Origin of the sequence: Bordetella sp. BOR01, from assembly GCF_019218885.1 — a bacterium.
Classification (GTDB): domain Bacteria; phylum Pseudomonadota; class Gammaproteobacteria; order Burkholderiales; family Burkholderiaceae_B; genus Bordetella_A.
The window spans coordinates 1-15,670 of record NZ_JAHUWT010000007.1; the positions used below are offsets into that span (position 1 = coordinate 1).

General features: G+C 63.5%; 18 protein-coding genes and 1 rRNA gene. 8 read left to right on the forward strand and 11 right to left on the reverse strand.

Features of this window, described 5'->3' with window-relative positions:
- Together rrf and KW845_RS28735 are read left to right on the forward strand one after the other, a co-directional pair.
- Positions 1–103: ribosomal RNA gene (gene rrf / locus KW845_RS28730) — 5S ribosomal RNA — on the forward strand; the annotation flags it as partial.
- Positions 104–341: 238 nt separating this feature from the next.
- Positions 342–1,316: a glycosyltransferase family 9 protein gene (locus tag KW845_RS28735; protein ID WP_218372836.1), complete on the forward strand. Its 975-nt coding sequence runs from the start codon at positions 342–344 to the stop codon at positions 1,314–1,316.
- Here KW845_RS28735 and KW845_RS28740 read toward each other — a convergent pair.
- The 7 genes from KW845_RS28740 to KW845_RS28770 all read right to left on the reverse strand — a co-directional run bounded on the left by KW845_RS28740 (position 1,287) and on the right by KW845_RS28770 (position 6,500).
- Positions 1,287–1,913 (reverse strand): nucleoside triphosphate pyrophosphatase, encoded by a 627-nt coding sequence (locus tag KW845_RS28740; RefSeq protein ID WP_218372837.1) that lies wholly within the window; start codon positions 1,911–1,913, stop codon positions 1,287–1,289. The genes KW845_RS28735 and KW845_RS28740 overlap by 30 nt on opposite strands.
- 8 nt (positions 1,914–1,921) lie before the next feature.
- Positions 1,922–2,392 (reverse strand): 23S rRNA (pseudouridine(1915)-N(3))-methyltransferase RlmH, encoded by a 471-nt coding sequence (gene rlmH, locus KW845_RS28745; RefSeq protein ID WP_218372838.1) that lies wholly within the window; start codon positions 2,390–2,392, stop codon positions 1,922–1,924.
- Positions 2,393–2,398: 6 nt separating this feature from the next.
- A complete protein-coding gene (gene rsfS, locus KW845_RS28750; RefSeq protein ID WP_218372839.1) occupies positions 2,399–2,803 on the reverse strand; it encodes a ribosome silencing factor in 405 nt (134 codons plus the stop codon).
- A gap of 55 nt (positions 2,804–2,858) precedes the next feature.
- Positions 2,859–3,452: a nicotinate (nicotinamide) nucleotide adenylyltransferase gene (nadD, locus tag KW845_RS28755; protein WP_218372840.1), complete on the reverse strand. Its 594-nt coding sequence runs from the start codon at positions 3,450–3,452 to the stop codon at positions 2,859–2,861.
- Positions 3,443–4,354, reverse strand: coding sequence for an oxygen-dependent coproporphyrinogen oxidase (hemF, locus tag KW845_RS28760; RefSeq protein WP_218372841.1), 912 nt, complete (start codon positions 4,352–4,354; stop codon positions 3,443–3,445). The genes nadD and hemF overlap by 10 nt, the downstream gene beginning before the upstream one ends.
- 17 nt (positions 4,355–4,371) lie before the next feature.
- Entirely contained in the window at positions 4,372–5,679 is a 1,308-nt protein-coding gene (purD, locus tag KW845_RS28765; protein ID WP_218372842.1) for a phosphoribosylamine--glycine ligase, read from the reverse strand.
- An 89-nt stretch (positions 5,680–5,768) separates the two neighbouring features.
- The gene (locus tag KW845_RS28770; protein WP_218372843.1) at positions 5,769–6,500 is read right to left on the reverse strand and encodes a YebC/PmpR family DNA-binding transcriptional regulator; all 732 of its coding nucleotides are present in this window, start codon (positions 6,498–6,500) and stop codon (positions 5,769–5,771) included.
- Between the two features lie 145 nt (positions 6,501–6,645).
- Between KW845_RS28770 and KW845_RS28775 the strand changes: the two genes are divergently transcribed.
- Positions 6,646–8,178 carry a helicase HerA-like C-terminal domain-containing protein gene (locus tag KW845_RS28775; RefSeq protein ID WP_218372844.1) on the forward strand — a complete coding sequence of 511 codons (1,533 nt, stop codon included), beginning with the start codon at positions 6,646–6,648 and terminating at the stop codon, positions 8,176–8,178.
- Positions 8,179–8,181: 3 nt separating this feature from the next.
- Here the strand turns inward: KW845_RS28775 and KW845_RS28780 are convergent, their stop codons facing one another.
- Positions 8,182–9,549, reverse strand: a complete 1,368-nt coding sequence (locus KW845_RS28780) for an aspartate aminotransferase family protein (RefSeq protein WP_218372845.1) — start codon at positions 9,547–9,549, stop codon at positions 8,182–8,184.
- Positions 9,550–9,686: 137 nt separating this feature from the next.
- On the opposite strand from KW845_RS28780, the gene KW845_RS28785 reads away from it, so the two are divergent.
- The 5 genes from KW845_RS28785 (at position 9,687) to KW845_RS28805 (ending at position 13,431) form a co-directional block, all read left to right on the forward strand.
- Positions 9,687–10,619, forward strand: a complete 933-nt coding sequence (locus tag KW845_RS28785) for a glyoxylate/hydroxypyruvate reductase A (protein ID WP_218372846.1) — start codon at positions 9,687–9,689, stop codon at positions 10,617–10,619.
- Positions 10,620–10,723: 104 nt separating this feature from the next.
- The gene (locus KW845_RS28790; RefSeq protein ID WP_218372847.1) at positions 10,724–11,740 is read left to right on the forward strand and encodes a peptidase U32 family protein; all 1,017 of its coding nucleotides are present in this window, start codon (positions 10,724–10,726) and stop codon (positions 11,738–11,740) included.
- A gap of 4 nt (positions 11,741–11,744) precedes the next feature.
- The gene (locus KW845_RS28795; protein WP_218372848.1) at positions 11,745–12,629 is read left to right on the forward strand and encodes a U32 family peptidase; all 885 of its coding nucleotides are present in this window, start codon (positions 11,745–11,747) and stop codon (positions 12,627–12,629) included.
- On the forward strand, positions 12,626–13,042 hold the full coding sequence (locus KW845_RS28800) for an SCP2 domain-containing protein (protein WP_218372849.1): 417 nt from the start codon (positions 12,626–12,628) through the stop codon (positions 13,040–13,042). Before KW845_RS28795 ends, KW845_RS28800 begins: the two co-directional genes overlap by 4 nt.
- Positions 13,043–13,044: 2 nt before the next feature.
- The gene (locus KW845_RS28805) at positions 13,045–13,431 is read left to right on the forward strand and encodes a putative zinc-binding protein (protein ID WP_218372850.1); all 387 of its coding nucleotides are present in this window, start codon (positions 13,045–13,047) and stop codon (positions 13,429–13,431) included.
- Positions 13,432–13,489: 58 nt separating this feature from the next.
- Here the strand turns inward: KW845_RS28805 and KW845_RS28810 are convergent, their stop codons facing one another.
- The 3 genes from KW845_RS28810 to nrdD form a co-directional block, all read right to left on the reverse strand.
- Entirely contained in the window at positions 13,490–14,680 is a 1,191-nt protein-coding gene (locus tag KW845_RS28810; RefSeq protein ID WP_218372851.1) for a nitronate monooxygenase family protein, read from the reverse strand.
- A gap of 75 nt (positions 14,681–14,755) precedes the next feature.
- Positions 14,756–15,517 (reverse strand): anaerobic ribonucleoside-triphosphate reductase activating protein, encoded by a 762-nt coding sequence (locus KW845_RS28815; RefSeq protein WP_218372852.1) that lies wholly within the window; start codon positions 15,515–15,517, stop codon positions 14,756–14,758.
- Positions 15,480–15,659, reverse strand: a complete 180-nt coding sequence (gene nrdD / locus KW845_RS28820) for an anaerobic ribonucleoside-triphosphate reductase (RefSeq protein WP_218372853.1) — start codon at positions 15,657–15,659, stop codon at positions 15,480–15,482. The genes KW845_RS28815 and nrdD overlap by 38 nt, the downstream gene beginning before the upstream one ends.
- Positions 15,660–15,670: the final 11 nt, after the last annotated feature.

Sequence of the window (15,670 nt, forward strand, 5' to 3'; positions counted from 1 at the left end):
TAGCAAGGTGGACCCACTCCTTCCCATCCCGAACAGGACAGTGAAACGCCTTCGCGCCGATGATAGTGGACTTCCCGTCTGTGAAAGTAGGTCATCGTCAGGCTCTTATGCCCCAAAACCCCAGCACTCTTCGTGCTGGGGTTTTGTCTTTGCGGCTACGCTTTCGACGCGTCGCACGGATTATTACCCCACGTTAATAAAAACAGCCGTTCCCCTGCTATGACTTGCTTGCGGCAGCGCAGGAATTCTAACGGTTTGTTCATTATTCAGACCTATATGCGGGGTGGCGCCGGCTAGAATTGCCCTCGTTCTGGTTACCCCACGGGGTTATTGCCGCGCCTATGCAAGATATCGTCGTCTACCTTCGTAGCCGAGCAAAGTTCGGCGACCAAGTCGTCTCTTTCCCCGCGCTGTATCAATTAAAACAATGGTGGCCACAAGCCAAGCTGCGGGTGGTGGTACAGCATGATGTCGCCAGCTATTATCGACAACTGCCCTGGGTAGATGAGTGCGTTCAGGTCCAGGGGCTGTGCGATGCGCTACGGGCCATCCCCAAGCGGGCCGATCTGGCTGTATGCCTGCACCATACCAGCGAGCGCTATGGCCTGATCAGCCTGCTACGGCAGCCCAGGGCGAGGCTGGGTTTTCGCAACGGCCGGCTGTTCGATTTCGCCTGGACACATGCCTGGCCCAAGAATATCAACGAGTATATTGGCCTGGCTAATTTGTATCTGCTCAATACATATCGGCCGCTACAAGCCGAGACGATAGTGCGTCGTTGTTTCGAGGAAATCGCCGCGTTGGCGCCAGAACGACGACCCTCGGCGGATATTGTGTTGATCCCCGGTGGCGGGGACGGCGATTTCAAGCGATGGGGAATCAATAATTTCGTGGCACTGGCTGATTTACTGAAAGCGCGATTGGGGGGCGGTACACGCTTTAGCTTCGTGCTGGGGCCGGCCGAGTCTGCTGAGCAGGCAATGCTGCAGGCGCTGATGCGGCCAGATTTCGATTTGGTCAGTGGCCGCCCCATTCCGGAACTCGCCGCGCTGATGTTGGATGCCCGCTTGGTAGTGGCCAACGATTGCGGGCCTTCGCATATAGGGCAGGGGGTATGCGTGCCCTACGTGGGTGTTTTCAATGAGTCCAATCCGGAATGGTTCTGGGATCGTCCATACGCAGCCAATGTTTGTCCGCCTCCAGGGCTGAGTGACATCCAGGCTGTGCCCCCCCGGCAGGTGGCCGACGCTTGCTTCAGAGTGTTGCGCGCCCCACCGGTTTACCTATCAGGGCAGCAGGATGCCGATGCGGCGTAGCAGCTTGCTTGTTTCGAATAGCGGCAGCCCCATCACGCCTGTATAGCTGCCGGCCAGGTGGGCAATGAAAGTGCCGGCCAGCCCCTGGATGCCATATGCCCCCGCCTTGCCGTAGGGTTCGCCGCTATCGCAATAGCGTGCAATGTCGTCCGCGCTCAGATCGCACATGCGTACTTCGGAGATCGACACGTCTTCGTACAATCGACCCTGGTGCCACAGCGCCACGGCGGTATGTACCTGATGGCTGGCGCCGGACAGGCGAGCCAGCATGTGCATGGCATCCGTCCGGTCAGCCGGTTTGCCCAATACCGCACCTTGCAGGATAACGGTGGTGTCGGCCGCCAGCACCGGCAAGGGCGCCAATTGCTGCGCGGCCATCCATAGGCGGCCTCGTTCAGCCTTGTCGCGCGCCGTGCGCCGCACGTAATGGGCGGCAGTTTCACCAGCATGCTGCGGCTCGTCTTCCCCCGGTGGTGCGGGCACTTGCAGTACCGTGTGTGCCAGCCCGATCTGGGTAAGCAGCTCGCGGCGGCGCGGGCTGGCCGAGGCCAGGTACAGGCGCGGTGCGCGGGTCAAGAGGTCGGGAGCTTGTGCCATGAGCGGCCTCAGGCGCGGTGATAAGGGTGGTTGGCCAGGATGGCCCAGGCACGGTAGAGCTGTTCCGCCAGAACGACCCGCACCATTGGGTGGGGCAGCGTCAGTGACGACAGGCGGATCTGGCCATCGCAGCCGATTTTCAGGGCATCATCCAGCCCGTCGGGCCCACCCACCAGGAAAACCACATCGCGCCCTCCCGAACGCCATTGTTCGAGCCGTTGCGAGAGTGCCATCGTGGTAAGGTCGCGGCCGCGCTCGTCCAGGGCCAGCCGCAGTGCGCCGGCAGGGATAGAGGCCTCGATGCGGCGGGCTTCCGCAGCCATCATCTGGGTGGGCGTCTTGCCGGTAGTGCGAGGTTCCGGCTTGATTTCCCGTAGCTCCAGTGCGCAATCGGGCGGCAGGCGCTTGGCGTAGTCGTCCCAGGCCGCCTGGACCCAGGCTGGCATCCGATTGCCCACGGCGATGACGATCAGCTTCACGCGGTGTCAGGTGTCTGGGTCGTCGGCATGACTCGAGGCATTCGCGAACGGCGCCGTGCCCGAGCCTGGCAACAGCTTGACGCGTACCGGCTTGTCGCCCCAGATTTCTTCCAGGTTGTAATACTGGCGGATGGCGGGCTGCATGACGTGCACCACGATGTCGCCCAGGTCGACCACCACCCATTCACCGGTATCTTCGCCTTCGACGGTGACGCCGGTCAGTTTGAGTTCCCGGCCACGGTCGGCCACGCTGGAGGCCAATGCGCGGGTCTGGCGGTTCGATGTGGCGCTGGCGATCACGACGCGATCGAACAAGCTGGTGAGATGGGTCGTGTTGAAGACCTTGATGTCTTGCGCCTTCACGTCTTCCAGAGCGTCAATGACGGCACGTTGTAGTTTCTGTATATCCATGTTCGCAAATATAACCCGCCCAGGAGGGCGGTTTGGTGTCGCCAGGCGGCGGAATTTACCGATATAGGCCGTGATCGGCGATGTAGCTGGCCACTTGCGGCGGCAGCAGGCCTGTCGTGGCCTTGCCTTGTGCCAGCCGGTCACGGATATCGGAGGCCGATACCGCCATGGGCGTGAAGGGTAGCTCGGCCAGTACCCGGCCGTGCGTGGCCAGCCAGGCAGCCAATTCGGCGGGGGGGGCGAGCGGCGTGCCCGGGCGGGTGGCGACGGCCAGGTCGACCCGTTCGACGATGGCCTGCCATTGATGCCAGGAGCAGAAATTGGCCAACTGGTCGGTGCCCAGCAGCCACACATAGTTGGCATTGGCGGGCAGGGCACGCAGGGTATCGATGGTGTAGGTGGCGCCGCCGCGTTCGAGTTCGATGGGATTGGCGGCCAATCGGGATTGGCCATCGATAGCCAGTTCAATCATGCGCAACCGATGCCGGGGGGCTGCCCGCAGGGGCGCTCGCTGCCAGGGGTTGGCTGCCGGGATGAATTGAACCTGGGCCAGGTGCAGTTCGTCGAGCGCTGCGCGGGCCAGCGCCAAGTGCGCCAGGTGCACCGGGTCGAAACTGCCGCCGAGCAGGCCGATGCGATTCACGCCCATTCCCGGGGTTGCAGGAAGCCGGCCAATGCAGCCTCGGGAGTGCCTGGAGCCGGCTGCCAATCGTAACGCCACTGCGCCATGGGCGGCATCGACAGCAAGATGGACTCGGTGCGTCCGCCCGACTGCAGGCCGAACAGCGTGCCGCGATCGAAGACGAGGTTGAACTCGACGTAGCGCCCGCGTCGGTAGGCCTGGAAGTCACGTTGTGCCTGTGCGTACGGAGTGTCGCGGCGGCGCTGCACGATGGGCAGGTAGGCGGGCAGGAAGGCATCGCCCACCGAGCGCAGCAGCGCGAACGACGCCTCGAAGCCCGGTTCACTGAGATCGTCGAAGAAGATACCGCCGATGCCGCGCATTTCTTGCCGGTGCTTCAGGTAGAAGTACTCATCGCACCAGCGTTTGTATTGCGGATAGTACGCCGCGCCATGCGGATCGAGCGCAGCCCGGCAGGCCTGGTGGAAATGCCGTGCGTCGTCTTCGAAGGCGTAGCAGGGCGTCAGGTCGAGTCCGCCGCCGAACCAGAAGACTTCGCTTTCGTCGTGCCCGGGGCGCGCGGCTGCCACGAACATGCGTACGTTCATGTGCGCGGTGGGGACGTAGGGGTTGCGGGGGTGCAGCACCAGCGATACCCCCATGGCCTGCCAGGAGCGTCCGGCAAGTTCGGGCCGATGGGCACTGGCCGATGGTGGCAGCCGGGTGCCATGCACGTGGCTGAACAGCACCCCCGCGCGCTCGAGCAACTGGCCGCCTTCGATCAGGCGCGATACGCCGCCACCGCCTTCGGCGCGCTGCCAGCTGTCGGTGCGAAAGGTCTCGCCGCCGGCCTGCTCGAGCGCCTGCACGATGTCCGCCTGCAAGCTCGCAAGGTAGGCGTGTACGGCGGAAACTGGGGCTGCGCTCATCGTTTTACCCGTGGACCTCAAGCCGGCGACTTGTTTTTCTGTTGCGAGGGTTTGAGCGCGCGCCAACCGATATCGGTGCGGTACTGCCGGCCGGCAAATTGAACCGCATCCACCCCGATGTAGGCGCGCTCGCGCGCCATGCGCACGGAATCGCCCAGGGCCGTCACGCACAGTACCCGGCCGCCAGCCGTCTTGAGTTGGCCGTTTTCGCGCCGCGTGCCGGCATGGAAAATTGCGCAGTCTTCGGTATCGGCGGGCAGCGTGGCGATGACGTCGCCGTTGCGCGGCGTACCGGGGTAGTTGTGCGCAGCCAGCACGACGCCCAGTGCGGTGCGGCGATCCCAGATGATGTCGGCCTGGTCGAGCGTGCCTTCGATCGCGTGTTCCAGTGCATCGAGCAGGTCGCTCTTGACTCGCATCATGATGGGCTGGGTTTCAGGGTCGCCCATGCGGCAGTTGAATTCCAGCGTCTTGATCGGGCGGTCGGGATCGTCGCCGGGCGCAATCATGAGTCCGGCATACAGGAAGCCGGTGTAGGGGATGCCGTCGCGCGTCATGCCTTGCACGGTCGGCAGGATGATCTCGCGCATGATCCGATGGTGCAGTTCGGGCGTGATGATGGGGGCCGGCGAATAGGCGCCCATGCCGCCCGTATTGGGGCCGGTGTCGCCGTCTTGCAGGCGTTTGTGGTCCTGGCTGGTGGCCAGCGCCAGCACGTTGCGGCCATCCACCATGACAATGAAGCTGGCCTCTTCGCCCACCAGGCATTCTTCGATCACGACGCGCGCCCCTGCCTGGCCCAGGCTGCCGTCGCCCAGCATGGCGTCCACGGCTGCGTGGGCTTGCTCAAGGTCCGTGGCTACCACTACGCCTTTGCCGGCGGCCAGGCCATCGGCCTTGATGACGATAGGCGCGCCTTGTTGGTCGATATAGGCATGCGCCTTGGCCGGATCAGTGAAGGTTGCGTATTGGGCAGTGGGAATTCCATGGCGCACCATGAAGGCCTTGGCATAGTCCTTGGAGCTTTCCAATTGGGCGGCCGCCTTGGTGGGGCCAAATATCTTGAGCCCGCGTGCGCGGAATACGTCGACGACGCCTGCGGCCAAGGGGGCCTCGGGCCCGACCACCGTCAGGGAAACGTTCTCGCGTAGGACAAAATCGGCCAGTTCTTCAGGACTGGTGAGCGGCACGTTCTGCAGCAGGTCGCCCTGCTCGGTGCCGCCGTTGCCCGGAGCCACATAGACCTTGTGGACGCGGGGGGAGCGGGCCAGGCGCCAAGCCAGGGCATGTTCACGGCCGCCGGAACCGATTACCAGGAGTTTCATGTTTTATTGCTTCTTAAAGTGGCCATGGCGTTGTGTCGCAGCACGCATGGCACGAGGGGCGGCACGGCGAGCCCACCGTGCCGCAGAGGTCATTGCGCTTCGTCGAATACGACGGTGGTATAGACTTCTTGAACGTCGTCCAGACCTTCCAGGGCGTCGAGCAGCTTTTGCATTTTCACGGCGTCTTCGCCGGTGAGTTCGGTTTCGTTCTGGGGCTTCATGATGATGCCCTCGATCTCGGCCTTCAAGCCAGCGGCCTCGAATGCCTTGCGTACCGCGGCGTAGTCGGTCGGTGCGCAGACGACTTCGATGACGCCTTCGTCATCGGTGGCGACGTCTTCGGCGCCGGCTTCCAACGCGGCTTCCATCACGGTGTCTTCGGGAGTACCGGGAGCGAACACGAACTGGCCGCAATGCTTGAACATGAAAGCCACCGAGCCTTCCTGGCCCAGGTTGCCGCCATTCTTGGCGAAGGCGTGCCGTACTTCGGCCACAGTGCGGGTTCGATTATCGGTCATGCAATCGACAACGACCGCCGCACCGCCGATGCCATAGCCCTCGTAGCGGACTTCCTCATAGTTGGCGCCATCGGCACCGCCCGCGCCGCGCTGGATGGCGCGTTGGACGTTGTCCTTGGGCATATTGGCGTCGGTAGCCTTGTCCCAGGCCATGCGCAGGCGTGGGTTGCTGTCCGGGTCGGGCCCGCCGGCCCGCGCCGCGACGGTGATCTCACGAATGATTTTGGTCCAGAGCTTGCCCCGCTTGGCGTCCTGACGCCCCTTGCGGTGCTGGATATTGGCCCATTTGCTGTGTCCAGCCATGATGTCCCAGAAGGTGATATAGGCAAAAAAGCCATTTTACCGTGGTTGGACCAGCCTGCCCCCGGGGGGTGCGCGTTGATGCGCACAAGTCGTGGCGCACGCAATACACTTGTGGCACCATTTTTGCATCGCCCGGAGAGCCACCATGCCCGATCCCATCATCGTTGCCCAGAACGCCCAGACTCAACTGGCCTTGCTGCCGGCATTGGCCAACCGCCACGGGTGCATTACCGGTGCCACCGGCACAGGCAAGACAGTAACGTTACAAGTGCTGGCCGAGGCGTTTTCGCGTATCGGCACGCCGGTGTTCATGGCTGACGTCAAGGGCGACCTGACCGGCATTTCCCAGCCTGGCGCCTCGTCGCCCAAGCTGCAAGAGCGTCTGAAGGCGATCGGCGTGCCCGAGCCCACTTGGGGCGCCAGCCCGGCGGTGCTGTGGGACGTATTCGGCGAGCAAGGGCTGCCTGTGCGGGCCACGGTATCCGATATGGGGCCGCTGCTGCTGTCGCGCATGCTCGAACTCAACGACACCCAGGAAGGGGTGCTGACCTTGGTGTTTCGTGTCGCCGACGATGAAGGCCAGTTGTTGCTGGACTTGAAAGACTTGCGGGCCATGCTGCAAAACGTGGCCGATCGGGCCGCCGAACTCAAGACCCGCTATGGCAATGTATCTTCGGCGTCGGTCGGCGCCATTCAGCGCAGCCTGCTGACCTTGGAATCCCAAGGGGCGCAGCAGTTCTTCGGCGAGCCGATGCTCGACGTCAGCGACCTGATGCGTACTGATGCGCAGGGTCGCGGCTTCGTCAGCATCCTGGCCGCCGATCGCCTGATGCAATCCCCACGCCTGTACGGTGTGTTCTTGCTGTGGCTGCTGGCCGACCTGTACGAAAAACTGCCCGAAGTCGGCGACCGCGAGCAGCCCAAGCTGGTGTTCTTTTTCGACGAAGCGCACCTGCTGTTCGACGATGCACCCAAGGCTTTGCTGGACAAGATCGAGCAGGTCGTGCGCCTGGTGCGCTCCAAGGGGGTGGGAGTGTATTTCGTTACGCAGAATCCCCTGGACATCCCGGACTCGGTGCTGGGCCAGTTGGGCAACCGAGTCCAACATGCGCTGCGGGCCTTCACGCCGCGCGATCAGAAGGCTGTCAAGACCGCGGCGCAGACCATGCGCCCGAATCCCGGCCTGGACATCGAGGCCGCCATTACGGAATTGGGGGTGGGCGAGGCGCTGGTCTCGCTGCTGGATGCCAAGGGCCGGCCCGCGCCCACCGAGCGGGCCTGGATCCTGCCGCCAGGCAGCCGCATCGGCCCAGCCACGGATGCCGAGCGCCAGGCATTGCGGCAGGATCCGACGATGGCGGGCAAATATGCGCAGGCCATCGACCGGGAATCCGCTTATGAAGTGCTCACCGCCAGGGCCAGCGCCGAAGCGCCGGATGCGGGTGCGCCCGCCGGCCGGTCCAAAGATACGACCGGTTCGTCGAAAGACACTGCCGGCCAAGGCGAGTCCGGCGGTGTGATGGACGGGCTGAACGACGTGTTGTTCGGTTCTACGGGCCCGCGCGGCGGCCGGCGTGATGGCGTGGTGCAGTCCGTGGTCAAGAGTACCGCGCGTACGCTGGCGCGCCAGCTCGTGCGCGGCATGCTGGGCTCGTTGCTGGGTTCGCGGCGGCGCTAGGGCTCAGGCCGCCACGAAAGCGCTGACATCGTCCAGCGTCGCGGCAAAGCGCCGGATCATATCGCGCACCTGGCCCGGCTGGATGATCAGGGGCGGGCAGAACGCCACGGTGTCCTGGATGCCGCGCACGATCAGGCCGTGCGCATGGGCACGCTCGTAGGCGTAGACGCCAGCCTTGCCCAGGGGGTCGAACGGGCGGCGGCTTTCTTTGTCGGCCACCAGTTCGACGCCGGCGATCAGGCCCAGGCCGCGTACCTCGCCCACCAATGGGTGGTTGGCCAGGGCGCGCAGTTCTTGCTGCATCAAGTGACCCATCTCGGCCGCGTGTTCGATCAGCCCGCGTTCGTCGATGATTTTCAGGTTTTCCAGCGCCACGGCGGTGGCCACCGGGTGGCCGCTGGCAGTGTAACCATGGCCGAATGTGCCCAGCCGCCCGCTGTGGGTGGCAATCGCATCGGCCACCTTGGCATTGAGCAGCACTGCGCCCAGCGGTTGATACGAGGACGTGATCTGCTTGGACAGCACCATGATGTCCGGATCGATACCCAGCACATCGCAACCAAAGCGCTGGCCCAATCGCCCAAAGCCGGTAATGACCTCGTCGGCGATGATCAGCACATCGTATTTGCGGCATACCGCCTGCACTTTTTGCCAATACGTGCGGGGCGGCACGATGACACCGCCGGCGCCCATGAGCGGTTCGCCGATGAAGGCCGCGATGGTTTCCGACCCTTCGCGCACGATCAGTGCTTCCAGTTCGTTGGCCAGGCGGGTGGCGTAGTCTTCCTCGGACTCGCCGGGCAGGCCGTTGCGATAATGATGCGGGCATGCCGTGTGCAGCATGCGCGCCAGGGGCAGGTCGAAGTCTTTGTGATTGCCTGCCAGACCGGTCAGGCTGGCCGAGGCCACCGTGACGCCGTGGTAGCCGCGCTGACGGGCAATGATTTTCTTTTTGTCGGGCCGGCCCAGCGCATTGTTGTAGTACCACACCAGCTTGATGACCGTGTCGTTGGCTTCCGATCCCGAGTTGGTGAAGAACGCCTTGGCCATGCGTCCGTCGGTGTAGCCTATTAGTCGTTCAGCCAGTTCGATCGCCGGCGTGTGCGATTTATGCGTAAACGTGTGGTAGTAGGGCAGCTTCTGCAGTTGGCGCGTGGCGGCGTCCACCAGCCGCTGTTCGCCAAAACCCAGCGCCACGCTCCACAGGCCGGCCATGCCTTCCAGATATTGGCGACCCTGATCATCGTAAACATAGATGCCTTCGCCGCGCTCGATCACGATCGGGCCGGTGCGCTGGTGCGCGACAGCATTGGTGTAGGGGTGCAATTGATATTGCACGTCGCGCAACTGAGTTTCGTTCAGGGATGTCATGGGCGTGGCCTGGCTAGAGGGAGGCGGCGATGGGCCGCCGCCGGTTCAGCCTGTTATATCATCATCGGATCATGTCGTGCGCCGCCCGCCGGCTGCGCCACCATCCTGCCCAATCATCCGACCCGAACCTGCCTGCCATGAAGATTGTCTTTGCCTCCAGCCACGAAATCACGCCGCATGAATGGATAGACCCTCTCGAGGCCGCCCTGCCGGGTGCCAAGGTTGTGCTGTGGCGGCCCGATCTGCCCGTGCAGGACGCAGATGTTGCCGTGGTATGGGGGCCGCCGGCGGCGCTCTTCGAGCGTGAACGTAAATTACGCGCGGTTTTCAACCTGGGCGCGGGTGTCGATGCCTTGTTCAGGCTGCCCACCCTGCCGCCCGACCTGCCGATCGTGCGGCTGGAAGACGCCGGCATGGCCGTGCAAATGGCCGAGTACGCGGTATGGGCCGTGGTGCGCGCCAGCCGGCAACTGGATGATTATGCTGCGCAGCAACAGGCGGGGGTATGGCAAGCTTTGCCGGAGCTCGACCGCACGCAATGGCCGATCGGGGTACTGGGAACCGGGGTGATGGGTACGCGCGTGGCGCAAACGCTCGCGGCGCTGGATTATCCGGTGGCGGGGTGGTCGCGTAGCGGCAAGGTGCCGTCCGGCGTGCAGGGTTTTGCCGGTGTGGGGCGTCTGCCGGCGTTCCTGGCGCGTACTCGCGTGCTGATCAATACCTTGCCCCTGACCGACGAAACCCGCGACATTCTGCGCCGCGATACGCTACAGCAGTTGTTACCCCAGTCATACCTGGTGAACATGGGGCGCGGCGAGCACCTGGTTGAAGAAGACCTGCTGGCTTTGCTGAAATCCGGCCACCTGCGCGGCGCCACGCTGGATGTCTTTCGCCAGGAACCGCTGCCCAAGGGGCATCCATTCTGGAGCCATCCGCGCGTGACCCTGACCCCTCATGTGGCAGCCCTGAGCCTGCGGCGCGAGACCATTGCGCAGGTGGCCGACAAGATCGGCCGTTTCATGCGTGGCGAACCGCTTACCGGCATGGTGGCGCGCGACCGCGGATACTAGGGCCAGCGGGTTCCGTTCAGCCGCAAGGCCCCTCCAGGCTGAGCGGCCGGCGGGCCTTGATCTGCGACAAGGCGAAAGTGCAGGACTGACTCCTACACTGCCGCATGGAAACGCGTACCTCTGCCCTAGACCTGGTGGCCCCCGCTGGCAGCCTTGTTGCCCTGAAGGCCGCCCTGAACGCCGGCGCCGACGCCGTGTACCTGGGCCTGAAAAATGCCACGAACGCTCGCAACTTCGCTGGCCTGAACTTCACCGAATCCGACGTCCGCGCCGGCGTCGAACTGGCCCACGCCATGGGGCGCCAGGTGCTGTTCGCCATCAATACCTTTCCGCAGGCAGGCCGTACCCACGAATGGCGCGCCGCGGTTGATGCCGCCCACGCGTTGCAGGCCGATGCGGTCATCATGGCCGATCCCGGCCTGATGGCCTACACCCGCGATCGCTACCCGGGCTTGCGCCTGCATATGTCCGTGCAAGGCTCGGCCACGCATGTCGATGCAATCGAACTGATGCGCGAGCACTTCGGCATCAGCCGCGTGGTGCTGCCGCGCGTACTCACCATGGCCGAGATCGGCAAGATCTGTGCGCAGACCTCGGTCGAGATCGAGGTCTTCGGTTTCGGCAGCTTGTGTGTCATGGCAGAAGGCCGCTGCTTGCTGTCGTCGTACGCCACCGGCGATTCGCCCAATAACAAGGGAGTGTGTTCGCCGGCACATGCGGTGCGCTGGTATGAAACCGATACCGGCCTGGACGCACGCCTGAACGGAATCCTGATCGATCGCTATGCAGAAGGCGAGCCTGCCGCGTATCCCACCTTGTGCAAGGGCCGCTTCGAGGTCGAAGGCAAGGCCGACTATGCCATCGAAGAGCCCGCCAGCCTCAATGCATTGGGCTTGCTGCCCGCCATCCACGCCATGGGTGTGTCCGCCGTAAAAATCGAAGGGCGCCAGCGTAGCCCCGCCTATGTCAGCCAGGTGGTTGCCACACTGCGCGCGGCCCTGGACGCCGTGCAGGCCGATGCGGCGCGCTATTCGGTCAAGCCTGACTGGATGACCGCACTGGCAAGCCAAGCTGAAGGGTCCCAAGTCACCCAAGGCGCCTTCGATCGCCCCTGGAAATAATCCAATGTCTTACCAAATTTCGTTGGGCCCATTGTTGTACTACTGGCCCCGGCGCACCGTGCTGGATTTCTACGCAGCCGCCATCGATAGTCCGGTCGATATCATCTATCTGGGGGAAACCGTCTGCAGCCGCCGCCACGAACTGCGCGCCACCGACTGGCTGGATCTTGCTCGCGCCCTGCGTGATGCCGGCAAGACTGTCGTGTTGTCCAGCCAGACACTCATCGAGACCAGCGCCGACGCGCATGCGCTACGGCGCCTGTGCGAACACGACGATTTCATGCTCGAGGCCGGCGAAGTCGGGGCCTTGCGCCACATGACGGGCCGTCATTTCGTGGCGGGCCCGCATATCAACGCCTACCATGGCGATACGCTGGCGTGGCTTGCTTCGCAGGGTGCCATGCGGTTTGTGGCCTCGGTTGAAATGGACCGCGATACCTTGCAATATCTGCTACAAGACCGGCCGGCTGGCTTGCAGGCGGAAGTCATGGTGTGGGGGCGCTTGCCGTTGGCCTTTTCTGCTCGCTGCTTTACCGCGCGCCATTTTCGCCTGAAGAAAGACGCCTGCGAGTTTCGCTGTATCGATTACCCCGATGGCATGAACATGCGTACGCGCGAAGGCCAGGAATTCCTTGCTCTCAACGGCATCCAGACCCAATCGGCTGCCTGTCTCGACCTGCTTGAACACACGGACGATCTGGTTGCCATGGGCGTCGACGTATTGCGTGTCAGCCCGCAGTCGCAAAATACTTTGCAGGCTGTGCTTGCATTGGATCAGATACGCCAAGGGCAGGGGTACGACCCGGTGTCGCCGCCTGCGGACATCGGCCGCTGCAATGGATACTGGCATGGCCGCGCTGGCATTGACTACCTGGAAACTTCTACATGAATCGATTTTCCGCCGTTCTCGCACGTCTTGATCGCGTGCTGCCCGCGCCCCTGGTTTCGGCGCACTTTGCCTTGGGCCTGGAAATCGCAAGATACTTGAAGTGGCTGCTGCCTCCCGTGGAAATCGAAGGCAAGCGCTTTGCCATCAAGGTCGACGACTTGGGCCTGCGCAGTTGCTTCACTTGTCGGCGGGGTCGCTTCCGGCCACTATGGACGACCGAGGTCGACCTGCAACTGGGCGCCTCTCTGGGTGATTTCTTGGCCTTGGTGCGCGGAACCTCAGATGCGGATACCTTGTTCTTTCAGCGCCGCCTGCGCATTGCTGGCGATACCGAACTGGGATTGATTGTCAAGAACTGGCTTGATGCCACCGAACGGCCCAGTTGGCTGCGACCAACCGGCTTGACACTGTAGCCATGTCCAGTCCGACCTTGCCTTTGGTTTACTCTTGCTCGGGTTGTTCGAGCGTGGCTCAGTTGGCCAACTATCTGGCCGTGCGGCTCGACCACGAGAGCGTGGCCGAAATGTCATGTATCAGTGGTGTGGGCGGGGGTGTGCCGCTGCTGGTAAAGCGGGCTCGCAGCGGGCGGCCCATTCTGGCCTTGGATGGTTGCGTACTGGCTTGTGTCAAGGCCTGCCTGGAAAAAGTGGGCGTTGAGCCGACCCGCCATATGGTGCTGAATCAGTTTGGTGCTACCAAGCGGTATCACCAGGAAAGTACGGAAGCAGAGCGGACTGTGGTTTGGCAAGCTGTGTTCATCATGGCGCAGCAGATGGGCGAAGTGGCCAGCACACAGCCGTAGGCGAGCTTGGGGCAGGCTGCCACCTGCCAGTGGGGCGCAGCCTGGCGGGGACGCGGATTCAAGTGAATGCGAGCTGCGTGTCCGTGCCTGCCTCGGGCTGGGTAGGTGGCATGACACCGTGCAACAGATAGTCGATCAGTTCACGTACGGGACGGATGGCATCACCGAAGGGCAGTTTGGAACCGCCGCGGAAGAACAGGCCCTTGTCGACTTCGCCACGCACGGCAGCTGCCAGCTTCAAGTCGATGCAGAATTGTCCGAATCGTGCCAGGCCGTCGCGCAAGCCGCATTGCGTCAGGCAGTCCATGCGCTGGGTGCAGCGGCGGGGATCGGCGCGTGCATTGTCTTGCAGCTTTTTTTCCTGGCGCAGGTAGCGGGTAAGCCATGGCGTAGCCACGGCGCGGGCCGGCAGGCCTGCCACGCTGATGAACTCCTTCAACTGGGTGGGGTCGGCGCCGATCAGGACTTGCTTGAAATTCGGGTGTGCATCGCCTTCTTTGGTAACGGCGAAGGCGGTGCCGACCTGCACGGCGTCGGCGCCATTGGCGAGCCAATGCCTGACCTTGTCATGGCTGCCTACACCGCCAGCCACGATGAGCTTGGGTGCATCTCGGTTCAGGCCGAGTTCGTCGAACAGTGCGCGGCATTCTGCCAGTACGCGACTGAAGCTGAAGCGATCGTCGCCAAGTTCGGACAATTTGGTGGCGCCCAGATGGCCACCCGCATGGGCCGGGTGTTCGATGACGATGGCAGAGGCCAGGCGGCCCTTCTTGAGCCATTTCTTGATCACGATGCCCACGCCGCGTGCTTCCGAAAGGATGGGGATCAGGGCGACCTTGTTGTGGTCGGCCGTCATTTCGGGCAGGTCCAGCGGCAGGCCGGCGCCCATGACGATGGCATCGGCGCCGCTTTCGCAGGCCTGTTTCACCAGGGCGGCGTGATCGCGCACTGCCTTCATGACGTTGACGGCTATCAGGCCACGGCCGCCGGAGATTTTTCTTGCGGCGCGGATTTCACGGTCGAGCGCGACACAATTGGCGTGATCGATGGCCAGGCGGTCGCGGCACTTGATGGTTTGCTCGAGCAGATCGGGGTGATGATGGCGAAGGTCGACGCTGGCGATGGTGCCAACGGCGTTTTCGCTTGCGACTGCGCCGGCCAGACGGTGTGCCGAGATGCCGACGCCCATGCCGCCTTGGACAATGGGGAGCAGGTCACGGCCGGCGAGAGTCAGTGTTTTGAACCACATGGATACAGAATCCCTAATTTGGGCGATTGCGCAACAGTAGGCGATGAGGCAATGCTGCGTATTGCGCGATGTCAACTAGCGATAAGCGAAGCAGGAGAAGAGCGCCTGCAGCTCGGCCAGGGTGGTAGCGCTGAGCACGGCCGAAGGTGGGGCTTCGGGTGAGGCGCGATGGTTCTGCACGGCGTAATGGCGTACACCGCGTCGGGCCAGGTCGCGGGCAAGATCGACAAGCGCGGGTTCGGTCAGCCAGCGTGGACTCCAGGTGGTGCGGCATTCGAACGGGATGCCGCTGGCCAGCAGCGATTCCAGGCAGGCCTGGGTGGCTGCATAAGTATCGGGGCGTCCGGTCAGGGCGTCGTGGCCTGCGGCATCGGCCTTGACGTCGAAGCCGACCCAATCAAGGTGGGCAAGCAGGTCGTGCAAGCGTGATGGATAGATGCCGGCGGTATGCAGGGCCACGCGGAACCCCAGCGCCCTGACCGCGCGTACCATCTGCGGCAGGCGCGGTTCGCTCAGGGGTTCGCCCCCCGAAAACACCACCGCATCGAGCAGGCCTCGCCGTCCGTTCAGGAATTCGAGGACGGCCTTCCAGTCGTAGTGGCCGCTGCGCCGTTGCAGGTGCGGATTGTGGCAATAGCTGCAGCGCCATGGACAGCCGGAAATGAAGACCACGGCGGCCAGCATACCCGGCCAGTCGACACTGGAATAAGGCACGATGCCGCCGATGGCGGGTTCACCGCGCGGCACGGACGGCACCGCGGCGGGTGCCGCCGTGCGCCTGGAGGCTGTTTCGGGAACGTCAGGCGGCGCGTCGTTCGGTGAAGAAGCGGCGTTCATTGAATTCGCCTTGTTTTCCTGTGTTGAATGACGTGACCGGACGGTGATAGCCCATGACGCGGGTCCAGATCTCGCAGCGTACGCGCTGGCTGTCGTCGAGTTGGATGTCGGTGCGGGTGGGGGCGGTGGTAAGAGATTGCATAGCGGCTCCTG

Excerpts from the sequence above, each read along its gene's own strand:
- KW845_RS28735 (WP_218372836.1), top strand. The coding sequence starts at position 342 with ATGCAAGATATCGTCGTCTACCTTCGTAGCCGAGCAAAGTTCGGCGAC.
- KW845_RS28740 (WP_218372837.1), bottom strand. The coding sequence starts at position 1,913 with ATGGCACAAGCTCCCGACCTCTTGACCCGCGCACCGCGCCTGTACCTG.
- rsfS (WP_218372839.1), bottom strand. The coding sequence starts at position 2,803 with ATGGATATACAGAAACTACAACGTGCCGTCATTGACGCTCTGGAAGAC.
- nadD (WP_218372840.1), bottom strand. The coding sequence starts at position 3,452 with ATGGGCGTGAATCGCATCGGCCTGCTCGGCGGCAGTTTCGACCCGGTG.
- hemF (WP_218372841.1), bottom strand. The coding sequence starts at position 4,354 with ATGAGCGCAGCCCCAGTTTCCGCCGTACACGCCTACCTTGCGAGCTTG.
- purD (WP_218372842.1), bottom strand. The coding sequence starts at position 5,679 with ATGAAACTCCTGGTAATCGGTTCCGGCGGCCGTGAACATGCCCTGGCT.
- KW845_RS28770 (WP_218372843.1), bottom strand. The coding sequence starts at position 6,500 with ATGGCTGGACACAGCAAATGGGCCAATATCCAGCACCGCAAGGGGCGT.
- KW845_RS28775 (WP_218372844.1), top strand. The coding sequence starts at position 6,646 with ATGCCCGATCCCATCATCGTTGCCCAGAACGCCCAGACTCAACTGGCC.
- KW845_RS28780 (WP_218372845.1), bottom strand. The coding sequence starts at position 9,549 with ATGACATCCCTGAACGAAACTCAGTTGCGCGACGTGCAATATCAATTG.
- KW845_RS28785 (WP_218372846.1), top strand. The coding sequence starts at position 9,687 with ATGAAGATTGTCTTTGCCTCCAGCCACGAAATCACGCCGCATGAATGG.
- KW845_RS28790 (WP_218372847.1), top strand. The coding sequence starts at position 10,724 with ATGGAAACGCGTACCTCTGCCCTAGACCTGGTGGCCCCCGCTGGCAGC.
- KW845_RS28795 (WP_218372848.1), top strand. The coding sequence starts at position 11,745 with ATGTCTTACCAAATTTCGTTGGGCCCATTGTTGTACTACTGGCCCCGG.
- KW845_RS28800 (WP_218372849.1), top strand. The coding sequence starts at position 12,626 with ATGAATCGATTTTCCGCCGTTCTCGCACGTCTTGATCGCGTGCTGCCC.
- KW845_RS28805 (WP_218372850.1), top strand. The coding sequence starts at position 13,045 with ATGTCCAGTCCGACCTTGCCTTTGGTTTACTCTTGCTCGGGTTGTTCG.
- KW845_RS28810 (WP_218372851.1), bottom strand. The coding sequence starts at position 14,680 with ATGTGGTTCAAAACACTGACTCTCGCCGGCCGTGACCTGCTCCCCATT.
- KW845_RS28815 (WP_218372852.1), bottom strand. The coding sequence starts at position 15,517 with ATGAACGCCGCTTCTTCACCGAACGACGCGCCGCCTGACGTTCCCGAA.
- nrdD (WP_218372853.1), bottom strand. The coding sequence starts at position 15,659 with ATGCAATCTCTTACCACCGCCCCCACCCGCACCGACATCCAACTCGAC.